Below are 26780 nucleotides of genomic sequence, written 5' to 3'. Positions count from 1 at the left end.
CGACTTTCACCTGCGGCCCTCGCCGCGTAGGCTCTTTCCCGGTGTCTCACAAACCGAAGGCGCTACACCCTGGAGGCCTTGCGCAAGGCGCTGCTTGCCTTCCGCGAAACCTACAACACCACCTGGCTCATCGAGCGGCTCGGCTTCCAGTCGCCAGCCGCTGCCCGCCAGGCACGACCTTCACCTGCGGCCCTCGCCGCGTAGGCTCTTTCCCGGTGTCTCACAAACCGAAGGCGCTACAGCGACGCTCACGTTCGCGGGACTGCAGCTTCTCCGTTAGCCCAGTTGCGACGCTCTAATGCTCAGTCGGCAAATGGCGTCGCACACCTGCTAAGGTCCGGTAGAGCAAGCCCTATCGGAACAGCACCCGGTGGGCTTGGACGAAAGCGGTCTGGCCACGACCGGACCATGCCGACGCCTCTTCGGAGCGTTTGCTCCTGCTTCGGCTGCAATCGACCCCGCGCGGTGCGGCCTCGCTGGTCCCGACCCTGCGCAGCCGCTGGCTCTATGCCGATCACAAGCTTGTCGTGGGCCGCGTGCAGGATGTACGGGTCTCGCAGGACGGCACCACGCTCCTTGCGGTCGTGACACGGCGGCGCTGGCTCGGTGGCGGGAAGATCAGCATCCCGGTCCCCCTCCTACGGCAGGCCGACAATGACCTGACCGTCAGCGGCACACGCGAGACCATCCGGCAGATCCCGATCTTGCCGTAGGCGTTTTGTGGATGGTGGGGGTAGCTCCGCGGTGGCGTAGAACACCGAGAGCCGGCGGTTTTCGTCCCGAGGGCGCGGCCGGCGCCATCGCTGAGCCGCACAAGATGCGCGCCGGCGGCCCGTCGCGACTTTCGCGGTACGCTGCCGCGAACGGCCCGCGGCCGCCCTGGGACTTCCCGTGCGATCCTAACCAACGGCTGAGTTGGGGTCTGGTCCTGCTACCATCAGGTTTCTGTCGCCAGCCCGTGACCGCGGAGCAGAAGATGCCCGACCCGGAACGCACGCTTGAAAACTTGAAGGGCGGTGCAGTGGTCCTCGACACATTGCAGGAGGAATTCTCGCAATGGCTGGAGGAAGCCAACGAGGAGGGCTAGCGGGAAGCCTACGAGAACGTTCTCGGTCACGTGGATGCGATGGTGCGAGAATATGCTCATCGCCTCCAAGAAGCCGAAGCCCAGTCACAGGCTCCTCCGGGTGCGTTCGGCACCTGAACCGTCCTGGGCAACGCCTACCCCATCCCTGACTGGCACGAGACAAAGCACCTGACGCCGCGTCCACCGCCCTAGACTGGATCGGCGATCGCTTCGCCGGGGAGACCGCACCCAGCACCTGCGGGCAGGATTGAACGTCGCTCTGCCGGAACCAGCAGCGGAGGAAGTTATGTCGAATGTGCTTGTGGTCGGAGCGGGGCCGGTCGGGCTGACGCTTGCCTGTGAGCTGGCCCGGCACGGGGTGCGCTGCCGCATCGCCGACCGTCTCGCCGAACCGCTGCCCTACTGCCGTGCCATTGGCGTCACGCCCCGGACGCTGGAGGTCTGGGACGACATGGGGCTCGCCCGCGAGATGATCGACGCGGGCCTGTGGCTTACCGGGCTGCGCTCGATCATTCAGGGCCAGCCGCCGCAGGACGCCCCCGCCCCCGCCCTGGACCTGCCCTATGCCCAGCTCGGCCTGCCGCAATACGAGACCGAGCGCATATTGGCGCGCCGGCTCGCGCGCTTCGGCATCCCAGTTGAGCGCGGTGTCGCCCTGGTCGGCCTGCGGCAGGATGCGGACGGCGTCGCTGTGCGCCTGGAGTCCGTGGAGGGAGCAGCCGAGGAAACGCGCGTCCGCTACGTCGTGGGCTGCGACGGTGCGCACAGCAGCGTGCGCCGCCTGCTCGGCATCGCTTTCGAGGGCGAGGCCTATCCCTGGCCCTTCATGCTGGGCGACGTCCATATCGGCTGGGACGTGCCCTACGGCACGGCAGTCCGCGCGCTACGCCTCGTCGAGGGCGGTCCGCCCGCCATGTTCATCGCCATCCCTCTGCCGGAGCTGGGCCGCTATCGCGTCTCCATGCTCGCCCCGCCGCAGCTTGTGCCGACCGGCGGCACAGACCATGGCATCCAGGCCGAGCTTCGCGGTCCCGCCCTCGCCGACCTGCAGGCCGTGGCCGACGACCTGCTGCCGGACCGGCCGCGCCTGTCGGACCTCCGGTGGTCCTCCGTCTACCGCATCAGCATGCGTCTGGCCGCAGCCTACCGGCAGGGGCGTTGCTTCATCGCGGGCGACGCCACCCATATCCACCCACCGACCGGTGGCCAAGGGATGAACACCGGCATTCAGGACGCCTACAATCTGGCATGGAAGCTCGCCCTGGTGTTGCGCAGCGCCAGTTCCGAGAGCCTGCTTGACAGCTACGAGGCGGAGCGCCGCCCGGTCGGCGCGGACGTGGTGGCGCGCACGCGCGCGGCGAGCGAGGGCTACGGGCGCGAGCGGGGCGCCGCGCCGGACCGGCTCGCCGACACCCAGGTGCTGGTCTCCTACCGCGGCACGGCCTTCGTCAACGACGAGGCGGCCGGAACCAACGCGGCCGGGCCCGCGGCCGGTGATCGCGCGCCCGACGTCGGCGGTCTCGTGCGGCCCGGGCTTGGCTTCCCGCTGCGCCTCTTCGATGTCCTGCGCGGCACGGAGCACGTTCTCGTCGTCTACCTCGGCCGCGCCGAGACCGAGGCGGTCCCTGAGCTGTCGCGCTGGGTGCAGCAGTTGCCCCTAACCATGCGGACGCACCTGCGCGTCGCCACCATCGCTGGGGAAGTCAGGGCGAGCGCGGCGCCGGGTCTGACGCTCCTTGCGGATCGCTCGGGAGCGTTCGCCGCCGCCTACGGTCCGGAGGCGATGAGCTATCTCGTGCGACCGGATGGCTACATTGCTTGGCGCGGCCGGTCGTGGAGAGAGCAGGGCTTGAGTGAGTATTTGACGAAGGTTTTCGCGGACGCTGCCTCTTCATCGTTCCGATAGGGCCTGGCCGTGTGGAACGTCCCGCCTGACCGAGAGCCCATTCCGATTGAAGGGCTAGCGATCTGGAACGCGAGCTTGTCACGCTTCTAGAGTCCTACTGGCACGATTATGTCCCTGATGCAGGGCTCGTCTTGCCCGCTAGGGTATACCCATGTGAGACTAAGCCGTGAGACACTTTCCACGTCTCGTATGGGTTAGATTGACACTTTCGAGACAGTCTGCGAGGGAGGTCTAGATCCATACGAGACAAATTGGTTCGCAATGGCGGCAATTGGCTATGCCCGTGTCAGCACCACCGACCAAGACCTCGACATCCAGCTCGCGGCGCTTAAAGCTGCTGGCTGCAACACCATCCGGTCCGAGAAGGTATCTGGCACCACTACGGCCGGGCGATCGGAACTCGCGATCATCCTCGACTTCATCGGCAAGGGCGACAGCCTGGTCGTCACCCGCGTCGATCGGCTCGCGCGCTCCATCGGTGACCTGCAGGACATCGTCCGCACGCTGAAGGCCAAGGGTGCGATCCTGAAGGCGACTGAGCAGCCCATTGACACCGGGACGGCTGCGGGCAAGGCCTTCCTCGACATGCTGGGTGTCTTCGCCGAGTTCGAGACCAACCTACGTCGTGAGCGGCAGCTCGAAGGCATCGCTAAAGCGAAGGCAAACGGCATCTATAAGGGCCGGCCCCTCTCCATCGACGCGGCTCAGGTTCATGCGCTTAGGGCCGAGGGGATCCGGCCCACGGAGATCGCGCGTCGCCTCGGCATCGGTCGGGCGAGTGTCTACCGGCTCTTGGATCCTCAGAAGGCCGCCCCAAGCGGCTGCGACTGGCGACCATGGGTTCACCGGAGCATCGACAGCGCTTGAGTCAAAACAGGTCGCGGAAGCGGTTGAGCCCGTCAGCCCAAAGGCTCAAGAGGCCAAAACCCCCATCGCCCCTGTGAAGCCAGCTGCGCCCAAGTTCGAAGTGCCGGATGAGGTGTGGAGTGGGCTGCGGCATGAAGCACTCAACCGGCGTATGACGATGAAGTACCTCGTCCTCGAAGCCCTGGCTGCGAAGGGCTACATCGTGGACCTGACCTCGGTGCCTGAGGACGGGCGTCATATTCGTTGAACATCGAGGTGCGGCTCAAGAAGCCTTCCTTCCGATGTGACAGAAAGGAACGCTTCTGGGTATCGCAGCTTTGCTCCGTGCAACGAAGCATGGGAGCGGAACGATGAGCCAAGCTGGCACAACGAGTCCTGGTGACGACCCGAAGCCGATCGGTGATCCTCCGTCCAAACCTCAGGAGCCGGAAGGCGACCCGCCATCCATCCCCGAGGAGGATGATCCCGAGATCGAGGAAACCGAAGAGCAGCCGAGCTGATCCAGCATCACGCCACCAGCACAAGATCGGCTAGGAGCGCGGCGGCTGTGATGGCAGCGCCGCGCTCTTTTTTCGTCAGTTCGGCCAGCAGCGGCGGCCGCCTCGACCGAGGTGAAACCCGCGAGGGCAGGCGCGACCATAATAGCCGCCTCGCTGTCCCCCCGGGCGGCAGCCGCCATAGGGGCCCCGATGGCCGTAGGGGCCGCAGCCGCCATAGACCTCGACGATGTTGCTGTCGGGCGTGGGAAAGGCGGCCAGTGGCACGGCCGAGACTGGTGTGACCAGAACGGCAGCGAGGAGTGCGGCCGGGATGAGCGTCTTGAGCATTGCTTTCTCCCATTCGACGGAACGAGTGCAGACAGCGCGTCCCGACGCCAGCATAACAGCTTGGCCGTGATCGCAAATGTGCAAGCGAGACTGGGCTGCCTTGGCATTATGCCCCGCCAATAGGTAGACCGCGAGGAGCGCGCCGGCGGTGATGACGTTGCCGTATCCAGCTTCGTGGCCGGTTTTGGCGAGAAGATCACGGTGCAGCCTGCGGATCCGGCCGAGGCCGCGGGCGGCAGCGGGCAAGCCGCGGGCGCGACGCCCGCATGGCAAGGGTCGATTTCATCAGAAGCGGTCCTATGGGGGGAGGATGGTCCGGGTTTCGAGGTCGCGATCCGAGCCGAGCAGCCAGACGACCTGGCTCTCGTGGTCCTCGGGTGCGCCGAGCGAGGGCTCGGCATTGGCGCCATCCTCGTCGTCGGGGTTGCCATCCATCCGGTCGAGGATGCCGATCAGGCGCTCGGCGGCGTCGAGGGCGGCTTGCGCCGCCTCTTCGATCTGGGCCCGCACGTCAGCCTCGGCGGCATAGCGCTGCCGAGGCGTGAAGGTGTGGATGGTGCCTATGATCAGCCCTGAGCCCGAACCCAGCGGTTGATCGCAACCTCATTCGCCCCAAGCTCGGTCACCAGACGGGACACCTCAGCCTTCGCTTCAGAGGAGGCCGGTCCGGACGGCGCGCAGAACATCACTTCTTGAGAGACGGGACGCCGCTTGATCGTGCCGCCGACACCCTCCCATTTTTTCACCCACCCGGCCCCATCGTAATCCGGCTCGCGCAACGCCACGCCACTGACGAGTGCAGCGCTCTGCAGCAGCGAGACCCAGTTGCTCGGCATCCGATGCCAAGCGGCTTGGTCGAGATAGCGCGTCTTCACGGCCAATCCGTCCAAGGTCTTTGCGGGTATGTCACTGAAGGCCACCCCGGCGGCATGATGCGCCTCAGACGCAGCCTTCCTAGCAGCCGACAGCTCCTTGCAGCGGAAGCGAGCATCCATTTCGGCCCTGCGGCTCTCGAACGCTTCGGCCACCGGCAAGAGGTTGCGCCACTCGCGGATCAAATGCGGGGTCTGTCCGCCCCTGCCGAACAGGAGGACAGCATCGCGGATCGTTGAGCGCAGCCCTTCAACCGTCCACGCCTGAGCCATCGGATCAGGGTTGCCATTGTCGCCCTCATGCCGAGGTATCCAGGCCCAGTGAGGCTTATGCTTGAGCCAGGGCTGGGCCACGCGGCCGAAGACTCTGTGCTCCCAAGGCTTCACAACGAGCAAGGCGGGGCAGGGGCCGACACCCTCCCAGAATGCGCAATGTGCCTCGCCGTTCGCCTTCTCGGCGGCTTCTAACATAGCCTTGGTCCGCACCATCTCAGCCTCGGCATCGAACAGGGCTTGGTCTGGATGCGGCTCGGCGGATGCACCGGCCAGAGAGGATGCAAAAGTAGGAATTGCTAACGCGGGCAGCGTTGCCACTCCAGCCAATGACCCGAGCACGATCGAGCGACGATGCGGACCCGCTACGTCTGAGTGCGGGGCGATCTTGTCCGGTTGCGCGGGCACGGCGTCCATTTCGCCGCCGCCATCAGGATCAGGCTGTGCTTCTCCCCCATAAGCGAGGGCGTGCAGTACGGCGAGGTTCAGCGAGCGGGCGGTCGCGTCCATGAAAGCTTCGCGTTCGCAGGCGAGTGGATGCAAGCGCACGAACTCCGCTACCGAGATGGCGCCTTCCTCAAGAGCCAGACCAAGGCTGCGCTTAGTCCAGCAGGTACCATCCGAGTGGAGGAGCACGTCACTGAGGTGCTGCGTGCCACCGATGGCGCGACGATCGAACTTGCTGGAGGCAGCGTGAAACTGGGCCTTGGCCTCTTCGGAGCCCGGTGCCGACAGGCTCAGATTGGACTTCCGCAGCACGCGCACCGCCGATGCTTTGAGGGACGCCGCGCGCTGACGCAGGGTCGGCTTGCTCTCATCGCGACGAATGAAGCTAGACAGCTTGATCGCTTTCATGGGTAACGGCTCCTTGTCTTGATAGCTTGACGGTTAGACGTGTTGTGAGGAATTCGAGGGGCTTAAAGATATGAAGCGAGGCCGGTCGGGCCCATGCCGCCGACGATGATGGACAGGCAGGCCAGGGCCTCACCGGCACGCGACAAGGCTCGTAAAGCTGGCGCATAGGCGGGGTGGCAGGACGCAGAGCTGGCGGCAGCGGCGTGCCGAGGAATAGCGTCAGGTCGGCGGCGCGGGCTTCTGCGAGGCTGTAAGCGGGCTCGTGGCCGGCGCGGAACTCGGCCTCATCCTTGAGCCACCAACGGAGATGCCCCAGTAGAGCGAGAGCGCCGAAACGCGAGGCGCAGGCGGTCGAGACCAGCGCGTCGCTCGCAGCGTCGTACTCATCGTTGGCCTCGATGCTGAGAATGCCTTCAGGGGCAACCTGGAAGGCATCGTAGGCGGCGCGGTGGCGGGCAATCGCTGCGTGGATAGGATCGGGTTGAGGCTGATCATGAAGGATCGTTGCCATAACCGGTGTACTCCGGGGCTTGGGGAGGGTGAATAACTGGAGGTCGACTCAACCGGAGAAGCAGTTGAGCGGATTGCGCTTTCAGGCGCTTAGAGGCTCAAAATGGCCTTCCTGACTCACGGAGATCTAAGGCGGGCGCTCGGGGCTCATGGCGGCCTCAGTGAGCAGCGGCGCGGCGGGCGGCGTGAGCGGCGGCCCAAGCCTGTTTGAGCGCCTTGCCGATCAGGGCGCGGTAGGACTGGCCGAGAACCGCAGCCATCCGCTCACGGACGATGGCGTTGGCGAGGTTCATGATGGCGGCGCGGTCGTAGCTGGCAGCGGTGGCGAGAGGGCGGCTCCAAGCGATGGTGAGGGCGGTCTGAGCGACGCGGTAGAGCCGGACGTGCTCCTCGCGAACCTGCTGACGGGCGATGCGCTCGGCCATCGTTGCAGGAGGGGCAACGACCGTGCGGTCATTCCGCATGTCGCGGGTGGCGGCGGTCCAGGAGATTTGCCTGCGAGTGGTCATCAGGTTCAGTCCAATTTGGTTCTTATACCTAGATATGGCCATCTTGCACCTATGTCAACCGGTTTCTAGGTGTGGTACCTAGATTGCCTGGTTGGAGGTTTAGATGCTTACCACTGGCAACCAATTGAAAGCTGCTCGTGCCCTCGTGGGCATGGAGCAGTCGCGACTTGCAGAGGTCGCGGGGCTGAACGTCAATACGATCCGGAACATGGAGGCTGCAGGCCTCGGCCCGATTGCTGGTCGGTCCGTAAACGTCCAAGCCATTCAGCGTGCCTTGGAGGAAGCTGGAGTCACGTTCCTCAACGGAGGCGAGCCAGGAGTCAGGCTCAAGCGCAAGGACCCAGCATGACCGCCGGCCTGAAGTTCATTTCCCAGAACGAGGGAGGGGCCGGCATCCGATTTCGTGATCGAGCAGACGGCACCCGCAGAGAGCTTTAGCCGGCTGGTGTCCGCGCTTCATGCCATTGCCTTGCTGGATGAGGCGCCAGTCTGTAACCATTCCAGAGAGGAGTGCTCTGCCTTCGACGTGGCAAGGGCTTGCAGGACCTCAGCGGCGATGACAGCAAAGAAAGTTCAACCCTCACGGCTCATCAAGCGCTACAGCGGCTGTCGGCTCTATGATGCCGCTTCGGAGCGATATGTCTCCCCGAACGATTTGGAGCGGCTGTGGATGGAAGGGGTGAAAATCGTAGTTCGCGAGGCAGAGACAGGGCAGGAGGTAACCGATGAACTTCTGCCGTCCCATCGCATCCACTGAGGGGTCTTTGACCGATTAAGTTCGTAATCGGAAGCGGCAGATGAGCGCCTGCCTCACACAAGCCGAGCTGCTGAAGAGGAAGAAGCAATGATCACGGGTGCTCAGATCGCTGCCGCTCGTGAACTCTTTGAGTGGCCGCTGTCTGAGTTCGCCAACAAGGCGAAGCTACGTCCCAGCGTCGTCATGCGGGCCGAGGCAAGCCCGGGCGAACCGGTCCCCACGACCGCGCAGATGGATGCACTGCTGCAAACTCTGAAGGCGGCCGGGATCGAATTTACCGCGGGGGAACCGGGCGTGAAGCTGGCGAGGAAGTCAGGATGTTGAAGCGGGAGGACGTGGCCCGTCAGATCGGCATCAGCAGGCCGCAGCTCGCCAACGCGATGCAGGGGCGGTTCGGTCTGAGCCGTGAGGTGGCAGCGAACCTCCGGGAATGGCTCGAAGCCGCCTGAGAGTGTCACCGTGATGGTGATGCCTCCGGGCCTCAAGGCGCTGCGCGGCGACTACTCCTCGGCATTCGACCAATGCGGTCGAGCACGGTCGGGCTGATCATACCGCATTCATTACACGCTCAAGGTCGCGCCTGAGGTGGGACAAAAGACGTCATATGATGCGGCGGTTTCCTAGCGTTGTGCCATTCAAGAACTCATTGCCGGCTCTACTCAACGACCCGCCGGTTGATGGAAGCGGCGCACTCCTGCTTCCCATAGCCCGGAGCAGTCCGTGCCTCGCTATCATTTCAACGTCCATGATGGTCGTAGCTTTATCGATGCCGACGGGACCGAGTTGCCGAATACGACGTTCGCGCGTCGAGAGGCGATCCGCTATGCTGGGGCGCTGTTGGAAGATGAGGCTACTCGGCTGGCCGTTGGTGAAGAATGGCGCTTGGAGGTGACCGATGGCGTCGGTCTCATCCTGTTCTGCTTGAACTTCATCGTGACAGAAGCGCCAGCAATTTCTCATACTGAGGTCACAGGGGCATAGTCGGGCGGTACGCCCCTTCGAAGCGGGTTAGGCCGCGATGTCCCCATTCTGGACAGGTAGATGCCGAAGGAGCTTGAGGCTCAGGTAACGCGCCTCTGGCACTCTACCCGAGGCCAAGTTGCGTATCGGCTCCGTCGTGCGGACACGACACGCCCCGCCAGCCCGTGATCAGATCGGGCGGCGGGGCAGCCTTCCTCTGCTCGGGCAGCGTCGCGGAAATTCTTCTGCTTTGTATCAGCGCAGACAATTGCTGTGGCATCCAAATTATTCGCCGAACTCCTGAAACGATTTCCATCTCACACACTTAATGGAAGTTAAAGGCAGCCGCTTGCTGCCGCCCATCAGATAGCGCCCTGAGTAGAGGCGCGGCCTTGAAGAGCGTGTGATGCGAGATGCCAATTTTTGCCCACCCGTCAGCGGGTTGGGCTCTGATGCCGTGCTGTATGGCGTTGCTCGTGGTCTGGAGAACCTGTTCCCGCCCGTCGAGCATCCACGCTTCTTCGAACACGACACCGATGGCGGTTCGAGCACACACGAAATGTCGGACGAGGAAGCGCAGGATCAACGCTGAGCCGAAAGAAGCGCGGCGACGCATTTGGCGCTGCTTCAGGGGCTTCTGCGATTAGGAGTCTGCTAACCAGCAGCGCCCAATCTGCCGAGCATGTCGAAGCGCACCAAGAAGGCAGTGAGGGGCACGCTCTGGCTTATGGCCTTGGCGCTCGGCGGGCTTGCGGCGGCATCGCTCATGGACGCGAACCAGACTGGCCAGCAAACAGCCGCAGGCGTGTCCGATCCCGCCACGACCGGTTCTGTTGATCCGAAGCCCATGCGGTGGTGCGGAGCAGCGCCCTGGTGCCGGTGAGCCATACGGTTCAGCAACAGAGCGTCACAGTTCGTTAACCATGTCCCGGCTTGTCTGCTGGCTTCCAGTCAGCAGGTGCCACCGTGATCCAGCCGCGTTCGATCAGCTTCAACGACATGAACGCAGACTGCCCCGTCCCGCTCGACACCCTCGGTCGGATCTATCGCGCGGAAGCCGAGGCGCTGCCCAGCCTTGTCGCCGGTATCCCGGAGCGGACCCGGGCCCGTCTGGCAGCCTTCCTCTACAGCCGCAGCCACACGCACGAACTCGGGCTGAGGGTTGCGGCTACATGCGATGAGAGCGTGCTAAAGCGTGAAGAAGGCGGGTTGGGCGAGGCTATCTATGCTCAATCGCGTCAGCGATACGCTCGACCGACGCACGGAGAGGTATGCTACAATCCGGTGAAGAAAATCAGCCTTGCAGGATCGCGATCTGTCGGCGGTCTATCCGCCTGAGGATTGGCGATCCTCGGAAGCCAGCTTCGGGGCCTTGATCGCAGAACGGGTCAGTTCCTGGATGGGCGAGCGCGGCCGGCCCGACTTCTGCGCAATGGCCTCGTCCTGCTCCTCGATCAGGAGGCGGGCAGGCTCATCGCCGTCGAGACCGCCCAGGATCTCCATTGGAACGCGCCGATTGGATTTGCGGGAGCCATCCTCGTAGACCACGTCGAACAGCACCGAGCCCCGCTCCTGCGGAAGTTGTTTCACACGCTTGCTCATGACGATCTGAAGATTGGGTTCAGCGTTACCGCGGACCAGACATGCCAACGGCCACGGATGGCAGAATTGAGTGCGCGTACATCCGGCGTCACCCCGTCCCGGCATCGTGGCCGTCTCCGATCAAGCAGCACGAGGCTGCGACCGGCATGTCCCTGATATGGTACCCCGATGGTTAATCTCCAATGAAGGGCATGGGTAACGCAGCTACCGCGGCCCCGACCGACTCCCATGATGCCGATCGTCGTGACCGGTCAGAGAAAGGACGAGGGCTAAGCCCCGCTCCCTCTCCGACGATGCCCTCATGCCGCCTACTCGATTTAGGCTGCTTTCGATGCGCCCTTTGTGCGGGCGCTCTCCGACGCACGGTCGATGGCTGCAATGACCTCATCGGGCGCGAGGTGATGGATCATGTGGCCCATGCCAGCCACCACGACGAACTCACTGTCGGGCAGATCACGATGCAGCCGCTCAGACTGACGGCCAACGTCCGCGATCTGATCGTCCGCACCGGAGATGATCACCACAGGAAGCTTCAGATCACGGTAGTGCTTCTGGATCTCTACGGTCACCGAGGTCATCATCGCGGCGTCCTCCGCCGAGGCGCGCAACTGCAATGGGCGCAGCATCATGTCTTTCGGGAACTCGCGGTCGAAGCGCTCCGGCACTTCAGCTGGCGCGAACATGCCCTTGATCATCCCCGGCAGCAGGAGGCGCCCGACCACGGGCGAGACCGTGTAGCGCATCACGTCACCAATGACGGGGATCGCCGGCGGTGAGGCGAGGATCACGTCGGCCCGAAGCGTTGGGAAGTAGTAGCCGGATGCCAGGACGAGGCTGCGCACGAGTTGCGGCGCCTGCAGTGCGAGTGCGACCGCAACGAGGCTGCCCCATGAGTGCCCAAGCACCACGGCCTGCGTGACGCCGAGCTGCTGCAGGGCCTTCTGAAAGAGGGTGGCATGCGCGCGCGGGGTCCAGAGGCCTCGCGGCCGATCGCTATAGCCGTAGCCGGGTCGATCAAAGATGATGACACGGTAGCGCTCAGCCAGATCGTCCACGATGCCGCTGACCAGAAAGTCCTGGATCATGGTGCCGTTGCCGTGGATGAGCACCAGCGGCTCGCCGTGGCCGCGCTCGACATAGTGCAGGCGCACCCCGTCTATGGTCATGAAGTCGCCGATAGGCGGCGTGCGATGCTCCGCCTCACGTGCCTTCGAGGCTGTGTAGAGCGCTGAGGCGCCGAGCGCTGCGGCAGAGCCCAGCAGGGTCGGAACAAGCCAGCTGCTGGTGTTGGAACGTTGCGTCATGATGTGATCCTGAGTGGGAGGGGACATGCTCCTTGACCAACCGGATCAATCTGAAGCGATGCCGTGTGTTCGGCGTCCGAGTTCGGCTCTGCGCTAGGCAGCGGTCAGGCGCTTCGTGTTGGCAGCGACGTGCTCGCGATAGCGCGCGATGACCGCCTCCGGCGAGCCGCCGGTCATCAACGTTCCGGCCGCCTCGATGCTGGCACTGATCTTCTCGGAGACCATCGCGTGCATCTCGGACCCGGCCTCACGCCCGCCCCATGCAATTCGGACAAGGCGAAGCTCGATCACCTTCTGTGCCTCAAAGGCCAACATCAGGGAACTGAAGAAGGGATTGTACATGGAGCACTCCGCACTTCGGGACACGGCAGCCTTTGGGAGGAAGGTTGCTCGGTGAGTTCGACCACCGAGCCACGATGATCGATGCCTACGGCAGCGCGCCGATCATGCCCTTGGCTTCCGTCATGGTGTCTTCGCAAGCTCGCTGATCACCCTGGCCGTCCTCGTGGATCGCTCGGGTGATCAGGTGGCGCGCGTCGGAAATGCGTGCGGCCGTTGAAATCATAGCGACGTCACTGGGGGCGCCCATTGAAGCCTCAAAGAGCGCCTTAGGCGAGTTGCTGCTGCGGATTGCATGGCCGTCCTGAAGACCTGCCACATGGACAGCACCAGCGCTGTCGAGGCGACGCTCAATCGTTCTGATCTGTTCGCTGCAAGAAGTCGCTCGTGCGGGAAGCTGGGCGAGGCCAAGCAGAAGGGCAGACGCAGCAAGGCTGAGTACAAGGCGCATAAGGGTTTCCGTTGATCGACGTGTCTGCCTGCGAGCCAGCCGGATGCGGCCGGAGATGCCGTGGCGGCCCAATGGCCTGCAGAGAGCGTCCTGTTCAATCAACGGTACACGGACCGAAATGTTGCACCGCAACATAAATTAGTTTGGCCTGCGATGAATGAGCACGGCGATGTCCATCGGCATCCGGGCTCACGCTGCTCCTCGGGGGGCGCCTGACCTATCTCCAAGCATGGAAGCCGGGCAACTGGGTCGCGTCTCAAGTTCGCAGATGTTCTGGCTTCCGGTGCAGCCGCGCCCTGTGCTGAACTCCCCATCCCGGGAGGGCACCCCCGCAACCCGAACGGGCGGCAATCCAGGCGAGCGAGCGCCGCGCCTCGTAGACCTCGGATTGTCGTGAACCGCAGGGAAGCGGCAGGGAGCTCGGGAGCGGCGACTATGGCAAGGAGATCAAGCCCGCTTCCCTATTGGCCCCGCCTGCTTCGACGATCCTACGCAGCGGCCTACTATGGACTTGCAGTTCCGACGTTCATGCGGCTCTGCCATGTCGTCCCAATTGATTTCGGGAATGGCCTTCAGCGCTGGGATCGGCACGACCTGGACGAGTGGATTGACCGACTGAAGGGCGCCGCCGCAAGCTTTGAGGTCTACGAGACGGACGAAGAAATCCTTGCGAGGCTCGGTACTCACAGAACGCCCCGAGGCGGCCGGCGACGGCCCGTTCTGTGAACCCGAAGCGCATTCCGAACCCCTCCGAGATCACCGACGATATCCCGTTGCGCTTGGAGGTGGCCGCCGCGCTCGCCTTCCCGGATGGCGGGGTTTAGGCAAAGGGCCTCCGCAGCGAGATAGGGAAGGGGCACCTTGAAGGGTTCAAAGTCGCTGTTCGGCTGTTCACTACGCTCGGAGCCATCAAGAGGATGATGAAGGCGTGCCGCATCATCCCTCCAGACCCGCTTCCGGACCCGAGCACCTGGAGGCGCCCAACCGATGACGAGAAGCGCCGTGCAACCGAGGCTTCCTCTGAGGCCCTCCGGCACGTCTTAAAGGGGCTGTCCGAGCAAATAGCCGCGAAACGGGATGCAAGGCGGGCGGCAAGGGAGGCTGAGGATAATGCGGACCGTGCGGCCCAAGGCCTGCCTCCACGCAGGCGGAAAGCCAGGAAGCAGAACCTGAGCAATGCCAAAGAGTAAGCCACTGCCATGCCGTGAGGGCATGAAGCCGGACGGTATGCCGAACGCGCTCAGACACTGGGCCGGGTGAGGAGTGCTATGACCTCAAGAAGGCCGATCAACGCTGCGACAGCGATCCTCAACCCTGCAGGTGCTTGGCGTTGGCTGTCGTTGCAGGCGCCCGGCAGGTCGCAGCGTGTGTAGGCCACATGCGGGAAGCCGACGAGCGCGGCTCGGCGAGGTCCGTGCATCTCAGACAGCCTTTCGCGCGACACCCAGTGAGGTGACGAGGAAACGGGTGTGAGGTCAACGCGACGGGTTGAAACAGAGAGCGAAAGCGAAACGGCGTCAGCGGACGACGGACCATGGCCAGCATCGCGATCATGTTTGGCATGGACATGAGCTACGAGACCGCCTGCGACCGTGAAGACATCGACGCAGAGGAACATCGCTGTTCACCGCCGACTTGCCTCTGAAATCCTCAGATCCAGGACACGGACATGAACAACGAAATATTGATCCTCGTGCTCGCTGTGGCAACGCTGGCAATTGTCATCGCCGCGGCCCTCTGGATGCGTGCTCGTGTCGCTCAGTCCAAAGGCGACCCGCAACGCTCCGCCTTCACCGAACAGCACGGCGAGAAGCCGCGCCCGAACCGTCCTGGTACCGAACATTAGATCCAGGCACTACGAGGAACGCGGCATACTCCAGCCAATGAAGGGGTTCAGGGCCTCTGACGCTCAATCGGGTCCAGAATGAACAGGCCGAGCTGCCCGCCGGCTGACGCCAGGGCAACAAACAGGGCGAGTAGCAGGATCACAGGTGGATTGACGCTGTCGAGCACGCCTGCTCCGAGCAGGCCCACAAGGGCAGAAAGCGTGAACCCCACCATACTGCCAAGCCAAACGTTGAACTGCTTGTCGCTCATGGTTCCGCTTCAGCACGCGCCTTGCCCCCTCGCAAGGCACCAGGTCCTCGGTATCGTTGAGAGTTCAAGCGTGGGTTCTATCCTTCATCCCGGAACAGCGGGCAACCTGGCGCGCGAGGGTGGAAGCAATGGCGTTTTTCCTCGGGATCGGCGGTCCTTGGATCGTTCTCATGATCCTGGATCTCTTCTGGACCAAACAGGGCAGTGAACTCTCACCTGCTGGGCAGACTGGCGGTTGGCAGCAGCGCTTGGGGCGTTTGCTTCAGAGACGAGAAGGAAGGCCAGTTCCGGTGCAGGAGCGCAATCCGCCGCAACGGAGCGGAAATGGCGAAGAGCAGTCATCACCTTCCGATAGCTACCTTTTCCGCAAGGCGGATTAGGCGGCGAACCTGCTCAACAATGTGTTCTTTAGCGACGGCGCATGTCAGCCGCTCGCGCTGCATCTGAAGCGCCGCCACCGCGAGATGGCACGTCAGTTTCAGTAGGCGGCGCCAGCGGTAAAAGACTGATGCGGAGGTGGAAAGAGCTACCAAAAGAAGCCGCTTCCCACTCTCGTGCGATGCTGTCAGAGGCTCCAGGGCACGAAGCCGATACCTGAAAAGTCGGTGTTCTTGGCAATGCCCTGTGTGTTGAGGGCGGAGTTGAACTGTGGTGCCTGAGCGGCGAGGCTGTTGTTGACCGCGCCAGGTAGGCGCTCTGGTTCGCGGCCACGACTGTGCCGTTGCCCTGGTTCGTACCGTTGGCCGTAGAGGTCGGCGACGGCAGGGTTGCCTTGGGGACGATGGCTCACGACAAGCCGCGCGGGTGGCGAAGGCGGCTAAAGCCATGCGGTCTGTGCACGCTGTCACTCAATCGGACGAGCAGTGAGGCTGCCTGAAGCCAAAGCTGGAAGATTGTCCCTGCGCATGCGGCAGAGGAAGACTAAAAGCTTATTGTTTAGTCTTGCTGAGCGTCAAGATCGAAAATTAACCTCTGTGATCTACGTCACATTGCCAGATTTTCGTGCATTACAGTCAATCATCTTTCCTTTATTTGCTAGAGAACAGCGGCGCGGACATGCACAACACTTAGGTTTGCTGATTGAGGAGTGACTCCGATGAACACCGCTCGCCCACCTGTTCTCTTCGTTACGATCTGGGGCCTCTTCGCTGCAGCCATGCTGTTCGGCCAGCAAGAAGTGATGCGCCACGGCACGAAGCTGGCCAACGTCGTCGACATCAACGACGCGGAAATGCCCGTCCAGATCGCCTCTCTCGACTGAGAGCCGTGCGCCAGTGTGTGCCTCTCGCGAAGAAGCCGGAGATCATCTCATGCCCAAAATCGTCATGTTCGCGCTCGCCCTAGCGCTTGCTGCTGGGGCATTCTGGTCCGTGGTTCTGACGGACCCGCCGAAGTCTGAGGCTGCAACAGCGACCGCAAAGACTGCTGCGTCGGAGCGGTCGGAATTGGCCTCTGCTGACCAGTGCGTCACCTTCGGCATCTGCCCGTAGCCGCGACAGGCTGTGCTGTCTCATGCCGACTACGCTCCCCGCCCGTAGACCGCCTGTGAAGGGGTCGGACCGGACGATCATCGTCGTCTTCGCCGTGCTTCTCGCAATGATGGGACTGGCGCTGGCTGAGACGACCTTCACGGACACTTCAGCCGCTGCGGGAGGGGGTGAGAACCCTTTCGGCGAGCTCGCTACCGAGTAATTTGGCGACGGAAATCCCGAGCATTTCTATGGAGTTAAGATGCTAGAGGCACTTGCTCGCGTCTTCGTGTGGCTCAGCGCTGGCGAGATCCTGATGCGAGTGGGAGGACTGCCTGTTCCTGCCCCCGTCATCGGCCTCGTCCTGCTATATGTCGACCTGCTCTACCGCAGGCGCTTGCCCGACGATCTCGGCACTTTGGCAGACCGCGTCCTCAGCATGCTCGGGATGCTCTTTGTCCCAGCTGGCGTCGGTGTCGTGGCCTACTCGGATGTGCTCCACGCGGAGTTCGTGCCGATCGCGGCTGCGATCCTCGGCGGGACGTTCGCGACCATGCTTGCAACGGCGCTGGCTGCTGACCTTATCTTGATGCAGGAGAGACGTCGCGAACTGTCACGAGCCGAGCCAGAGCGTCCAGAGGCGGCCGATGTCACGGCTTGATCATATCGCCTGGACAACGCTCTCGGAGCAGCCAGTCCTTGAGATTGGAGTGACGATCCTGGCCTTCCTGGCTGCGGTCCGCCTTGCTCGCCTTGGTGGCAATCATCCTCTGCTGAACCCGACCCTGATCGCCATCCTGCTCGTCGCCTGCCTGATCAAGGCTGCAGGCGTGCCATACGCGACCTACCTGCGGGGTGCTGGCTTCATCGCGTTCCTGCTCGGACCGGCTGTCGTGCTCCTGGCAGTGCCGCTCTACCGACAGACACGCCTGATCCGCGCCTCCGGCCCGCTCATCCTTGCCGCGCTCGCAGTCGGGCTTCCGGCTGGAGTGCTGAGTGCGGTCGGGATTGCGTGGGCTTTGGGAGCGAGTCCGGCAACGCTTTTGTCGCTTGCGCCGAAGTCCGTGACAGCCGGCATCGCGGTTGGCATCTCCGAGGCCATTGGCGGGGTGCCGGCTCTCACCGCCGTTCTGGTGATCAGCACCGGCATCACAGGTGCGATCCTGGGGCCGTGGCTGGGCCGCCGTCTCCGCCTGCGCGATGACCGCGTGACGGGATTGGCCATTGGCATTGCCTCGCATGGCATCGGCACGGCGCGTGCTCTGCAAATGAGCGAGGTCGCCGGTGCGTTTGCGGGATTGGGCATGAGCCTGAACGGCATTCTTACGGCAACCCTGCTGCCTGTGACCATTCATCTGTTTCATGGCAGCTGACTCCCCGGGGCAATGCAGAAGTGCAACTGGACTTGATTACTTAAGCCACCAAGTCACTGCTGAGACGAGGACCCAGAGCACGATCAAACTCTGAGACAGAAGGATCACTTTCTCGCCCCAGATACGTGGTGCTTTTCCTCTCATTGCTTCTCCGGCCGCGCCGTCAGGATGACCTTGCGCACGGCGGCGCGAGAATGACGGGCCGAGGGTACAAGCAACAATCAACGGAATACGCCTGCAACGATCCCTCTCCATGGTGAGAACCGTCCGAGGGATGGGCTCTGCATATAGTTCTGATGAATGTACGCGCCGCATTTCCGATGACGGAGACAAATATGCGCAAGCTAGTCATGTTTTCAGCGGCGCTCGCCGTTGCTGCTGCAGGGTTCGCGGTCACGATGCTGACGGATCCTCCCGTGTCGAAGGCCCACGCCGTCGCGCAGATCGACACCTACGCGCTGACGATCAGCGCCAATCCTTCAAGCGGCGAGCCCTACGACTCCAATTGAAAATTGCGTCAGCGCGGATCCTGCTGCTGGATCGCGGATCTTCCTGGGTGTCGTTTCCCTCGGTTCTATCGGGCGCTGACAGCAGTGCCCGAGATGAAGACGAACGTAAGGGTGGAGGTGGCTACCAGAGGAAGCCGCTTCCCCCTCGTGCGATGCTGGCGGCTGTGGCGTTCATGCCAGCCGCGACGGGGGCGATATCAAAAGCGCCGCCTGCCTGCGGGGCCATGTTGGCGAACGCCGTGTTCACGCTGTTGAGGTAGGCGTCTTCCTGGTTCGTGCCGTTCACCGCAAACGTCGGCATCGGCACACCCCGGCGGAGAAAGAGGTGTGCTGCTGCCCGACCTGCCAAATGCCGACACTGATAAGCCTCTGTCGCCAGCTTAATGCTGACGCTAGCGCAGGAGCAGCCACATGCAGCATTTCATCGCCGACCCGACCTCTGACGAGATCCGCCAGCGGGCATACGAGATTTGGGAGCGGCGGCATCAACCCGAGGGTTACGAGGCCGAGTTCTGGTTCCAAGCAGAGCGCGAGTTGAAGGCAGAGCGATTGCATGAGGACGGATCGAACGGAGGCGGCGATCCGAAGAGCGGTGCAGGATCAGACTGCGCCCGCTAGGAGGTCTTGAGCCGCGGCTTAGGGGCGGGGACCTCAACACGTTCCCGGTCAGGGGATTGAGGATGACCACGGCGGCCCTCGAACTGGCGCGAACGATGTGTCCGCATACGTAAACGGGCCTAAGCGCTGCAGTTTCTGGATCGTGTGTGAACGTGGTTAGCCGTTCGTAAACCATGCTCGCCGCAGCGGCTTCTCGCTCCGGCTCTTCAAGCGCATCGCCAGCGATGACACAGGGCTCGTGAAGGAGTGCCGCCACACACCCCGTTGACTTGCGTACCTTGGTGGCAGCGAGCGCCCGTGCCATGGTCGGGCATGACCGAGACGCTGACGAACACGCATCCCTACACCCTGGAAATCCTGCCGCCGAAGGCCGAGGGCGCAGCCTACCAATGGGCCATCCGCAGAAGCGGTAAGCTGGTCCAACGCTCGGATCGCAGCCTGACGAGCGAGGCGAAGGCGCGCGAGAGTGGAATGGCGCAGATCGAAAAGCTGTTATCGGGGGCTGGAGACCGATAGGCACCCAGATGGGCGGGGCCGCCAAGACGGAGTTCGTGCCTCATGTCAGAGATTAAGCCCGTCAGCCTAATCTACCCCATCGCCTTCTTCGGCGGGACACTGTTCCTCTGCGCGTGGATCATGAACGGCAACCGCATCTTCGCGCCGTTCGTCTATGCGGAGCAGCAGATCACGGAACGCGAAGACGCTCGGTGAAGACCATCCCGACAGGCTGGGCCAGAGCACAGCGACCGGTTCCGTAGGATAGTCGTGGTGTTTGGGATGATGACGACGCCAGCGGAAACCTCAATGAAGCTGACGGAGCGGCAGGGTCGGTCTCGCCCATCGACCTCTCAGCATTCCGGTGCTGGTTCGTCGCAGAGGGCTGTCGCTTTGAAGTGAAGGTATGTCAGCGTTCGATCTAGAAAGCGACCGGGCTCGGCGCCGGATCTGACCATTGCAGGTTGATGGAGAGAAGACTGAATGCGCCTTGCACTGATGTTGGCCATGCCTCTTGCTGTCGCGTTGGCGACGGGGGCCCAAGCTTTGTCGCTGTACGATCCCGAAAACCCTGAGTGCCGTTGGTCAAAAGCAATGCGCTCAGATCAGACCGTGCGGTGCCCTGGTGAGGCAAGTCAACCAAGGAACGATGATGAAGAAGTGAACTGGTGCGGGAAGGTGGTGAGCGTTCAGAAATGCGCTCAGGAGGTCATGCGCGTTGAGAAGATACTGAGGCAATTTGATACCGAGGAGAAGCGTGCGGGCCGCATGCTGCACAATAGAGGCAACTCTCTCGTTGGGTGCAGTTTTTCATGTTCAGAGCGTGTTTTGAATGTTGCTGATGACAGCAGAAACCCAGAGCAGTCTTGCACCTATGAATTGGGCGCCTCAAAGCAATTCGAGGCAATAGACGCCCGCCTGAAGGATGCGAGGGTTGTGACCTACATCAAAAGAAACTGCTCTGCGAGAGAGTGATCAACACTGCTTGCAGCCCTCTCGCGGGTGCTGTCAGAGGCTCCAGGGCACGAAGCCGACGCCAAGGAAGCCGGTGTTTTTGGGAATGCCCTGCGTCTTGAGAGCGGGGTTGAACTGCGGCGCGTTGTTGGCGAGAGATGTGTTCACGTTGTTGAGGTAGTTCAGGCCCTGCTGCTGGACAACGTTGCTGTTGCCCTGGTTGAAGCCGTTCACCGCGAACGTTGGGAACATCGTGCCCGTGCCCTGCGTGAGTTGGTTCTCGACGGCGCGAGAGGCCACCGCGTTCTGGTTGATGTTGTCGGCCTGTGTGTTCAGGTAGGCCATCTCCGACGAGTATGGGTCGAAGAGCGCGCTGGCGCCGATGTTCACCCCGCCGTACTGGACCCCGCCATTGTTGTAGGTGTTGCCCGAGCCGAGGGGCTGGTTGTCGGAGGGCACGGCCGGCTGTCCAAAGGCGTTCAGCGCCTGCCGGTATCCTGCAGGCTGTGCGCCGCCCCAGTTCGGGGTGAACATAGGGATGCCACCGAGGTCGAAGTGCGCCGTCCGGCCTTCGTTCACCCCATAGGTGCGAGCGTGCCATGCCGGATCGATGCCGGCGGCGGCGACATCCGGGTTCTCGGAGAGGTACTCGTTCGGGTCCCACGCCTGAGTGAAGGTGCCGGGGTTGAAGGTCGGTGCCGTGACATCAGGACCGATCAGCGGAGAGTTGCCGGGCGGCCCCTGCGTCGGGGTCAGGGACGGCGACCAGACGTGAGCCGCCTGGGCCATGTTCGTGACCAGGGGCGCGTATTCGGCATTGTTCAGGGTCGGCGCATAGAGCCAGTTGTTGACGAGCTGCGTCGTGCCGTCAGGGCCGACGAGATCTGCCGCCCAGCCTTCCTTCGCGCCGCTCGTGAGGTAGTGCAGCCACGGGTTGAGACCCGCCGTGGCGACATCCTGGTTCTGAGCGAGGTAGGCGGTGCCGTCGAACTTCTGCCCGAGCGTGTTGACCGCTCGGCCCTCGCCCTGCCCGAACGTGATGTAGTGCTGAAGGGCGTCCATGCCGTTGGCGAGAACGTCGGGGTTCGCCTTGTAGTACTCCTGCTCCCACGCCTGGATCGCATTGGGTGCGCCCTGTGTCGGCGTCAGCCCACTCTGGCCGATGGTGGGCGTGAGAGCGCCCGGGCCCTGCGTCGAGGCCTGCTGCGGAGCGAATAATGCCAAGAGGTCATAGTTCTGCAGGGTCGGCTGCTGGACGAAGTTGTCCACCATCTGGACCGTGCCGTCCGGCCCGACGAGCGGCGCATCACGCCCCTCCATCTGACCGAAGCGGATGTAATGCTCCAGAGGGCTCATGCCCGCCGCAGCCACGTCAGGGTTCTGCGCGAGATAGGCTTGGTCGCCGAACTTTTGACCGAGCGTGTCGATCGCCCGGCCTTCGCCTCGGCCGAACGTCAGGTAGTGGGTGAGCGGGTCCATACCCGATGCGGCAACATCAGGATTAGCTGCGTCGTATTGCTGAGCATCCCAAGCCGCGGCGAACTGGTTAGGGCCTTGCGTGGGCGTCAACCCGCCCGGCCCCTGCGTGCCGGCAGTCAAACCACCCCCGATGGTCGGCGTCATGCCGGTGTAGCCGATGGTCGGGGTGTTGCCGTTCGGATCCAGCGTTGGCGTCAGGCTCGGGGTGTCGTAGAGGTTCGCGTACTCGGGACTCTTCGTGATGGCATCCATGATGCCGGCGAGGCCGGTTCCGTTCTGAGTCTGCTGGGTGAAGTAGTCCGACCCGGTCGCGTCCAGCGCCCGGCCCAGCGTCGCGAGGTAGGCCGTGTTCACGATGTCCGCCGGGCTCAGCGCACTAATCCCCGTGGCAGGGTTGTAAGTGCCTGCATCCGTGGACGGCATCCCGAGGTAGGCTTTGGCTTCTGCACTGCCGCGGATGCCCTGATCCACATCCATCAGCGATTGGCCGTTCGCCAGAGCGCGCCCCCAATAACTCAGGCCGTCCGCATCAGGGGAGCGCCCCAGATCTTGCTGGTACAGCGCGGCAATGGCCCCGTAGTCGCTAGGGCGTGGCATGCCGTTGAGTTCGATGTCGGAGGGCCGAACCGGGACATTTGGAATGGTCTGCGTGAACCCGGCGATCAGCGTAACGCCTTCGGGCATCCTAGCATTCCAGCCGAGAAAGCCGTCACCGACCGAGGCAGATACGTCCGTCTGCAGCCCGCCGTTGAATGGGCTGTTGAGATCGTAAGAAGGGGTGGGGTTCTTGTAGTCCCCGAGGTTGAACCGGCCGGCGATGCCACCGATCAGGTTCAGATAGTTCGGATCAGTCGCGTAGCCCGACGCAGCGAGAGCCTTCAGCTGCTCTCCAAGCGACGCGGACCCCTTCAACTTATCGTAGCGAGGGTTTTCATTGATGAAGTCTGCATAGCCCTGAAAACTGTCCTCCGGCGTCTTGAACGACCGAAAGCTGTCCGTGATGGCGACGCGCTGCCCGTTTACAACTTCGTGGGTCGCTACATCTACGCCGCCCGGCTTACCGTGCGATTTGATGCCGAAGAGGTTGTTGCCCTTATACTTCTCGCCCCAAGCACTTTCGGCAGCGGCTTGCGCCAGGATCAGCTCTGGCTTGATCCCCGTCTGCTGTGATGCAGCAACCGCAAATGGCCCGTACTTCTCGGCAAAACTTTTCGGGTCCATCTACGCACTACCCTCTTTTGTTCTCTTGTAAAGAACCAAACCGAATACTAAGTCAACCGAACTACTCGCGGGACACCACATGCGCTACGTCGCCAGCCTGCTCGCCTCCCTTCTCATGATCGCGCCGAGCTATGCCGGGACGCGCTATGGAAGTGATCGCTTCGATACCTGGATTGAGGTTCCCGCCGGCTACGTGGCTCAGCCTGAACCGGCCGATGGCGACGGGCGCACGCTCATCTCTCGGGACGGCAAGGTTCGCATCCTCGTCTGGGCGGGCTGGGATGTTTCTCAGCAGGGCCTTACTGCCCCTCCAGGACTGAAGGTGACCTATAAGGCCCGCGGCACGAACTGGGCGGTGTACTCTGGGGTGAAGAGTGGGAAGATCACCTACGAGAAAATGGTCAGTGCCTGCAAAGACAATGATCTGATCCACCACGTCTTGATTGAGTATCCCCGCGAGATGAAGACGCGCATGTCGGGCGACGTCGCTCAGGTGGCCCAGTCGCTGAAAACCGGCTGTCCGTCGTGGGTGACCGATCCTCAAAACTCGGACTCCGTCACAAGCCCTGCTCCGACACCGACAGGGCGATAGTCCGCTATGAGCGAAGGAGGAGCGACCCAAGGCGCCCCGTCCTGGAAGGACTGCGCAGATTTATTTGGGGGTAACAATGTTGCATTCCGAAGATGCAGGATGGTCACTGCCCCTCCTCTGCGAGGAGCCGAGAGTTCTTGTGTCCGTGAGAAGCGGGGCCATTTCAGATCTATGTCCCGCCTTGCCCAAGTCGTCGTAACCCTGGTGCTCTTCTCCGCCGTGATGGCGGGCGCAGCGGCACTCCTCAAAGTCACCCTGCTCCCCGGCGTCTCATGGCTGAGCAGCCAGATCGGCATCGAGGCCGTGCTCGCCATCGAGGGAGCCCTGATCAGCACCGCGTACACCTTCGGCTACTGGCCCAGGACCGGCGACGGAAGGTTGCGCTCGCTCCGGTCGTTCTGGGACTGAAGCACCTGCCGCACGAAGTTCTCCATCTTGTTGGCCGGGATCGCCCCGTGATCGGTCGCGGTGAGGCGGGCGGTCAGCGTCTCGATCAGCGCATCCCGTTCCGGACCTGCCTTCAGCGTGAGGATGCGGGCTGCCTCCTTGTTGCGGGTCAGATCGGCTGAGCGGCCGAGGACGTCCGCGCCGAGCTTCAGACCCTTGAGCCCGAGCGCCCCCGCAATCCCAGCCGCTCCTCCGAGCCCGCCAGCGACGGCCAGACCTGATGGACCGCTGTTCGGCGAGAGATCGCGAACTCCAACGGCATCAGCCGCCTGTCGGCGCAGCTCCGTCATGCTGTTGTTGACGATGCGCTGGTGCGAGGCGTCGAAGGCAGCCTCACGGTCGACAGCGCTGGCGAGCCCTGCCGTGGGTTCCTCACCGAAGACCGTGCCCATCCGCGAGCGGTTGTAGTCGCCCTCGCCAAGGAGGGCTTTGCGGAGCGCGAGGCGGTCGTTCAGCTGCGTGCCCGTAAGGCGGTCGACCTCGGTTCGAAGGCCAAGCCGCTGAGCCTGCTGCGCCTCTGGCGATAACGCTGCTGTGGTCTCCGCGACCTCGGCCGGCCGCATAGCCTCACGCCCGCCGTTCAGCAGGGTCTGGCCCCTATCGAAGGCTTCGCGCTGCTGGAAGAAGCTCTGAGCCATGCGGTTCGCGTCGGCGTACCCAGGCACCTGGGCCTCAAGGGCGGCGTTCAGCTCGCTGCGGACCGTCGTGAGGGCTCGAAGCTCGCTACGGGCTGCCGAGCCTTGCTGATTGCGAACAGCCGCGATCTGCGCGTCCAAGGCTTCCTTGGCATTGTGCAGGGCCTCAGGACGCCTGTCGGGCACGCGGGCGGACCCGACACCGGGCACATCGCCTTCCGTGTGCAGCAGGCCCCAGGCACGCTGCAGGGCCGACTGAGCGCCGCCCTTCTCCTGCTCGCCCATGCGGCCTACGGTGGCGAGCAAATCCGAGGTGTCGACCGTGACCGGGCGGGACAGCGCCCGTTGGTAGAGCTGCGGCACGGCCTCGTCGTAGGCCCGGTCCAGTTCAGCATGGAACACCGCAGGATCCATGTTCGGCCCGAGGTGCGTGTCCACGTCGGTGGTGAGGCGCCTGTTCGCTCCCTGGGCCCGCTCGGTCAGCGGAGCGGTGATCGCCTCCCGGGTTTCCGGCCGAACAGCGAGACTTTGCGCTCGGCCCTCGAAGGACGGCGAGGCGTCAAGCAGCATCGCTTCCGGACCCAGTTCGTCGAGGCGTGCCCGAACCGGCTCTGCTCCACCCGAGTTCCGCATGTCGTCCATGAGGGCTCTGGCAGCGCGGTTACCGACGCCAGGCACGTTCGGATTGACCTTTGCAGCCAGCCCGGCGACGCCCTTGATCGCGCTGCCGAGAGCCTGCCCAGCACCAGGCGCGATGAGGCCGAGCCCACCGCCGAGGGCAGCGCCTTCTCCAGTCTGCTCTAGGTCGCCACCACTGCGAATAGCTGCGTCGGCGCCACCAAGCACCCCGGAGGTCGCCGCAGACAGGCCTGATCGAAGCGCCAGGCTACCAGCGCCCGCACCGAAGGCAGCCGGTGCCGCCATCACGGCCGGCGCCGTCCCAAGCACGCCGCCAGCGAGTTCGCCGGTCGTGGTCGAGCCAGGGTTGGCCGCGGCCGTACGGGTGTTGAAATCCTCGACGTTCTTCAACTCGTCGGTGTAGCTGGTACCGTTCTGCACGGCCCTGATAAAGGCCGCGGCGCGGTTGGTGCCTCCCAGCAGAGCGGGGCCGACCACCGGCACGCCGTTGATCAAGCCTCGACCGATGGCGGCGGCCTCGTCACCCGTCTGCTGGCCGTTCTGAGCCTGATAGGTGGCCAGGAGCCCCTTCTCGGCTTTCGTGTTGATGTCGAGTGGGTTGATGCCCTCACGGGTGAGGCGAGCACGAGCCTCAGGCGTCCACTGCCCAGCCGAGTTTCGGGTGCTCAGGCCCTTGTCGAAGAACGGCGCCAGAGCCGACATCGCCTTCGCTGGCGCACTGGCCGCAGGCAGGTCGAACTGATCGAAGGGGTTGGGCTTCGAGCCGCGAGCGCCAGCGGGAGCGTCATCGAACTGGTCAAACGGGTTCGGTTGCCGGCCCTTCCGCTCACCAGTCCGTGCCTTGAACTCCTCGTACTCGGCAGAGTTGAAGCCTTTCGAACCGCCTGCCGGCCGATTGGCCTTGAAGCGTGCATACTCGCCAGCATCAAAGCCGCCTGAGGCAGGCTGGTCGACGACAGGGTCATTCTCCCAGAAGCCCTTCCCAGGGGCACGCGCTGTGGTGACAGGCTCAACGAGCGCGTCGTTTTCCCAGAAACCGGGCATCAGAGCTGCTCCCCGTAGGAGGCAGCCGCATCAGTAGAGCGCATGGCCTGTCGAATGCGCTCCGAGATAGCCTCGCGGATCAGCGTCCC

General features: G+C 63.4%; 35 protein-coding genes and 1 pseudogene. 23 read left to right on the top strand and 13 right to left on the bottom strand.

Annotated elements, in window-relative coordinates:
* Positions 1-66: 66 nt before the first annotated feature.
* The 5 genes and pseudogenes from F6X51_RS17465 to F6X51_RS28005 form a co-directional block, all read left to right on the top strand.
* A pseudogene (locus F6X51_RS17465) lies at positions 67-204 on the top strand (IS3-like element ISMtsp5 family transposase); the annotation flags it as partial.
* Between the two features lie 227 nt (positions 205-431).
* The gene (locus F6X51_RS17460; protein WP_246696860.1) at positions 432-713 is read left to right on the top strand and encodes a PRC-barrel domain containing protein; all 282 of its coding nucleotides are present in this window, start codon (positions 432-434) and stop codon (positions 711-713) included.
* A gap of 660 nt (positions 714-1373) precedes the next feature.
* Positions 1374-2993 carry an FAD-dependent monooxygenase gene (locus F6X51_RS17455; RefSeq protein ID WP_150964949.1) on the top strand — a complete coding sequence of 540 codons (1620 nt, stop codon included), beginning with the start codon at positions 1374-1376 and terminating at the stop codon, positions 2991-2993.
* 261 nt (positions 2994-3254) lie between these two features.
* Complete coding sequence (locus F6X51_RS17450) at positions 3255-3860, top strand: recombinase family protein (protein WP_150964948.1); 606 nt, start codon at positions 3255-3257, stop codon at positions 3858-3860.
* A 350-nt stretch (positions 3861-4210) separates the two neighbouring features.
* The gene (locus tag F6X51_RS28005; protein WP_191970155.1) at positions 4211-4360 is read left to right on the top strand and encodes a hypothetical protein; all 150 of its coding nucleotides are present in this window, start codon (positions 4211-4213) and stop codon (positions 4358-4360) included.
* Positions 4361-4435: 75 nt separating this feature from the next.
* Here F6X51_RS28005 and F6X51_RS17445 read toward each other — a convergent pair whose 3' ends face one another.
* The 5 genes from F6X51_RS17445 to F6X51_RS17425 all read right to left on the bottom strand — a co-directional run bounded on the left by F6X51_RS17445 (position 4436) and on the right by F6X51_RS17425 (position 7706).
* Positions 4436-4687, bottom strand: a complete 252-nt coding sequence (locus tag F6X51_RS17445) for a GCG_CRPN prefix-to-repeats domain-containing protein (RefSeq protein WP_150964947.1) — start codon at positions 4685-4687, stop codon at positions 4436-4438.
* Positions 4688-4984: 297 nt separating this feature from the next.
* Positions 4985-5197, bottom strand: a complete 213-nt coding sequence (locus tag F6X51_RS17440) for a hypothetical protein (protein ID WP_246696859.1) — start codon at positions 5195-5197, stop codon at positions 4985-4987.
* A 56-nt stretch (positions 5198-5253) separates the two neighbouring features.
* Complete coding sequence (locus F6X51_RS17435; protein WP_150964945.1) at positions 5254-6687, bottom strand: hypothetical protein; 1434 nt, start codon at positions 6685-6687, stop codon at positions 5254-5256.
* Positions 6665-7198 (bottom strand): hypothetical protein, encoded by a 534-nt coding sequence (locus F6X51_RS17430; RefSeq protein WP_246696858.1) that lies wholly within the window; start codon positions 7196-7198, stop codon positions 6665-6667. The genes F6X51_RS17435 and F6X51_RS17430 overlap by 23 nt, the downstream gene beginning before the upstream one ends.
* A 157-nt stretch (positions 7199-7355) precedes the next feature.
* Positions 7356-7706, bottom strand: a complete 351-nt coding sequence (locus tag F6X51_RS17425; protein WP_150964944.1) for a hypothetical protein — start codon at positions 7704-7706, stop codon at positions 7356-7358.
* 403 nt (positions 7707-8109) lie between these two features.
* Here F6X51_RS17425 and F6X51_RS28665 point away from each other — a divergent pair, with 403 nt between their 5' ends.
* The 6 genes from F6X51_RS28665 to F6X51_RS17390 all read left to right on the top strand — a co-directional run bounded on the left by F6X51_RS28665 (position 8110) and on the right by F6X51_RS17390 (position 10761).
* Entirely contained in the window at positions 8110-8463 is a 354-nt protein-coding gene (locus F6X51_RS28665; protein ID WP_246696857.1) for a polyhydroxyalkanoate synthesis regulator DNA-binding domain-containing protein, read from the top strand.
* A gap of 87 nt (positions 8464-8550) precedes the next feature.
* A complete protein-coding gene (locus tag F6X51_RS17405) occupies positions 8551-8787 on the top strand; it encodes a helix-turn-helix domain-containing protein (RefSeq protein WP_150964942.1) in 237 nt (78 codons plus the stop codon).
* Entirely contained in the window at positions 8781-8912 is a 132-nt protein-coding gene (locus F6X51_RS28920; RefSeq protein ID WP_281407649.1) for a hypothetical protein, read from the top strand. The genes F6X51_RS17405 and F6X51_RS28920 overlap by 7 nt, the downstream gene beginning before the upstream one ends.
* Positions 8913-9183: 271 nt before the next feature.
* Entirely contained in the window at positions 9184-9444 is a 261-nt protein-coding gene (locus tag F6X51_RS17400) for a DUF6894 family protein (protein WP_150964941.1), read from the top strand.
* Between the two features lie 385 nt (positions 9445-9829).
* Positions 9830-10015, top strand: coding sequence for a hypothetical protein (locus F6X51_RS17395; protein ID WP_150964940.1), 186 nt, complete (start codon positions 9830-9832; stop codon positions 10013-10015).
* A 374-nt stretch (positions 10016-10389) separates the two neighbouring features.
* Positions 10390-10761, top strand: coding sequence for a hypothetical protein (locus F6X51_RS17390; RefSeq protein WP_246696856.1), 372 nt, complete (start codon positions 10390-10392; stop codon positions 10759-10761).
* Here F6X51_RS17390 and F6X51_RS17385 read toward each other — a convergent pair.
* The 4 genes from F6X51_RS17385 to F6X51_RS17370 all read right to left on the bottom strand — a co-directional run bounded on the left by F6X51_RS17385 (position 10750) and on the right by F6X51_RS17370 (position 13119).
* Positions 10750-11025: a hypothetical protein gene (locus tag F6X51_RS17385; RefSeq protein WP_150964939.1), complete on the bottom strand. Its 276-nt coding sequence runs from the start codon at positions 11023-11025 to the stop codon at positions 10750-10752. The two genes, F6X51_RS17390 and F6X51_RS17385, sit on opposite strands and share 12 nt — an antisense overlap.
* Before the next feature lie 317 nt (positions 11026-11342).
* The gene (locus tag F6X51_RS17380; protein ID WP_150964938.1) at positions 11343-12329 is read right to left on the bottom strand and encodes an alpha/beta fold hydrolase; all 987 of its coding nucleotides are present in this window, start codon (positions 12327-12329) and stop codon (positions 11343-11345) included.
* A gap of 93 nt (positions 12330-12422) precedes the next feature.
* Positions 12423-12671, bottom strand: coding sequence for a hypothetical protein (locus tag F6X51_RS17375; RefSeq protein ID WP_150964937.1), 249 nt, complete (start codon positions 12669-12671; stop codon positions 12423-12425).
* 85 nt (positions 12672-12756) lie between these two features.
* Complete coding sequence (locus F6X51_RS17370) at positions 12757-13119, bottom strand: hypothetical protein (protein ID WP_150964936.1); 363 nt, start codon at positions 13117-13119, stop codon at positions 12757-12759.
* A 1669-nt stretch (positions 13120-14788) separates the two neighbouring features.
* On the opposite strand from F6X51_RS17370, the gene F6X51_RS28000 reads away from it, so the two are divergent.
* Positions 14789-14965, top strand: coding sequence for a hypothetical protein (locus tag F6X51_RS28000; RefSeq protein WP_191970154.1), 177 nt, complete (start codon positions 14789-14791; stop codon positions 14963-14965).
* 47 nt (positions 14966-15012) lie between these two features.
* Here F6X51_RS28000 and F6X51_RS17365 read toward each other — a convergent pair whose 3' ends face one another.
* Positions 15013-15216: a hypothetical protein gene (locus F6X51_RS17365; protein ID WP_150964935.1), complete on the bottom strand. Its 204-nt coding sequence runs from the start codon at positions 15214-15216 to the stop codon at positions 15013-15015.
* A 128-nt stretch (positions 15217-15344) separates the two neighbouring features.
* Here F6X51_RS17365 and F6X51_RS17360 point away from each other — a divergent pair, with 128 nt between their 5' ends.
* The 5 genes from F6X51_RS17360 (at position 15345) to F6X51_RS27990 (ending at position 18567) form a co-directional block, all read left to right on the top strand.
* The gene (locus F6X51_RS17360) at positions 15345-15596 is read left to right on the top strand and encodes a hypothetical protein (protein ID WP_150964934.1); all 252 of its coding nucleotides are present in this window, start codon (positions 15345-15347) and stop codon (positions 15594-15596) included.
* A 716-nt stretch (positions 15597-16312) separates the two neighbouring features.
* The gene (locus F6X51_RS27995; RefSeq protein ID WP_191970153.1) at positions 16313-16477 is read left to right on the top strand and encodes a hypothetical protein; all 165 of its coding nucleotides are present in this window, start codon (positions 16313-16315) and stop codon (positions 16475-16477) included.
* Positions 16478-16947: 470 nt separating this feature from the next.
* Entirely contained in the window at positions 16948-17346 is a 399-nt protein-coding gene (locus F6X51_RS17350) for a CidA/LrgA family protein (RefSeq protein WP_150964932.1), read from the top strand.
* A 49-nt stretch (positions 17347-17395) separates the two neighbouring features.
* Positions 17396-18058: an LrgB family protein gene (locus F6X51_RS17345; protein ID WP_322098530.1), complete on the top strand. Its 663-nt coding sequence runs from the start codon at positions 17396-17398 to the stop codon at positions 18056-18058.
* 335 nt (positions 18059-18393) lie between these two features.
* On the top strand, positions 18394-18567 hold the full coding sequence (locus F6X51_RS27990) for a hypothetical protein (protein ID WP_191970152.1): 174 nt from the start codon (positions 18394-18396) through the stop codon (positions 18565-18567).
* 121 nt (positions 18568-18688) lie between these two features.
* Here F6X51_RS27990 and F6X51_RS17340 read toward each other — a convergent pair whose 3' ends face one another.
* Positions 18689-18868 carry a hypothetical protein gene (locus F6X51_RS17340; RefSeq protein WP_150964930.1) on the bottom strand — a complete coding sequence of 60 codons (180 nt, stop codon included), beginning with the start codon at positions 18866-18868 and terminating at the stop codon, positions 18689-18691.
* A gap of 110 nt (positions 18869-18978) precedes the next feature.
* On the opposite strand from F6X51_RS17340, the gene F6X51_RS17335 reads away from it, so the two are divergent.
* From F6X51_RS17335 to F6X51_RS17325, 4 genes are all read left to right on the top strand, one after another.
* Positions 18979-19185 (top strand): DUF2934 domain-containing protein, encoded by a 207-nt coding sequence (locus tag F6X51_RS17335; RefSeq protein WP_150964929.1) that lies wholly within the window; start codon positions 18979-18981, stop codon positions 19183-19185.
* A gap of 312 nt (positions 19186-19497) precedes the next feature.
* Complete coding sequence (locus F6X51_RS17330) at positions 19498-19701, top strand: hypothetical protein (protein ID WP_150964928.1); 204 nt, start codon at positions 19498-19500, stop codon at positions 19699-19701.
* A gap of 42 nt (positions 19702-19743) precedes the next feature.
* The gene (locus F6X51_RS27985; RefSeq protein ID WP_191970151.1) at positions 19744-19896 is read left to right on the top strand and encodes a hypothetical protein; all 153 of its coding nucleotides are present in this window, start codon (positions 19744-19746) and stop codon (positions 19894-19896) included.
* A 267-nt stretch (positions 19897-20163) separates the two neighbouring features.
* The gene (locus F6X51_RS17325; protein WP_150964927.1) at positions 20164-20655 is read left to right on the top strand and encodes a hypothetical protein; all 492 of its coding nucleotides are present in this window, start codon (positions 20164-20166) and stop codon (positions 20653-20655) included.
* 33 nt (positions 20656-20688) lie between these two features.
* Here F6X51_RS17325 and F6X51_RS17320 read toward each other — a convergent pair whose 3' ends face one another.
* Positions 20689-23334, bottom strand: coding sequence for a glucosaminidase domain-containing protein (locus tag F6X51_RS17320; protein ID WP_150964926.1), 2646 nt, complete (start codon positions 23332-23334; stop codon positions 20689-20691).
* 79 nt (positions 23335-23413) lie between these two features.
* On the opposite strand from F6X51_RS17320, the gene F6X51_RS17315 reads away from it, so the two are divergent.
* The gene (locus tag F6X51_RS17315; RefSeq protein WP_150964925.1) at positions 23414-23926 is read left to right on the top strand and encodes a hypothetical protein; all 513 of its coding nucleotides are present in this window, start codon (positions 23414-23416) and stop codon (positions 23924-23926) included.
* A gap of 171 nt (positions 23927-24097) precedes the next feature.
* Complete coding sequence (locus tag F6X51_RS17310; protein ID WP_150964924.1) at positions 24098-24334, top strand: hypothetical protein; 237 nt, start codon at positions 24098-24100, stop codon at positions 24332-24334.
* Here F6X51_RS17310 and F6X51_RS17305 read toward each other — a convergent pair.
* Positions 24277-26691, bottom strand: coding sequence for a hypothetical protein (locus tag F6X51_RS17305; protein ID WP_150964923.1), 2415 nt, complete (start codon positions 26689-26691; stop codon positions 24277-24279). The genes F6X51_RS17310 and F6X51_RS17305 overlap by 58 nt on opposite strands.
* Between the last annotated feature and the right edge of the window lie 89 nt (positions 26692-26780).

The organism is Methylobacterium planeticum, from assembly GCF_008806345.1.
Lineage (GTDB): Bacteria > Pseudomonadota > Alphaproteobacteria > Rhizobiales > Beijerinckiaceae > Methylobacterium > Methylobacterium planeticum.
This window is presented reverse-complemented; position numbering and strand designations above follow the sequence as displayed.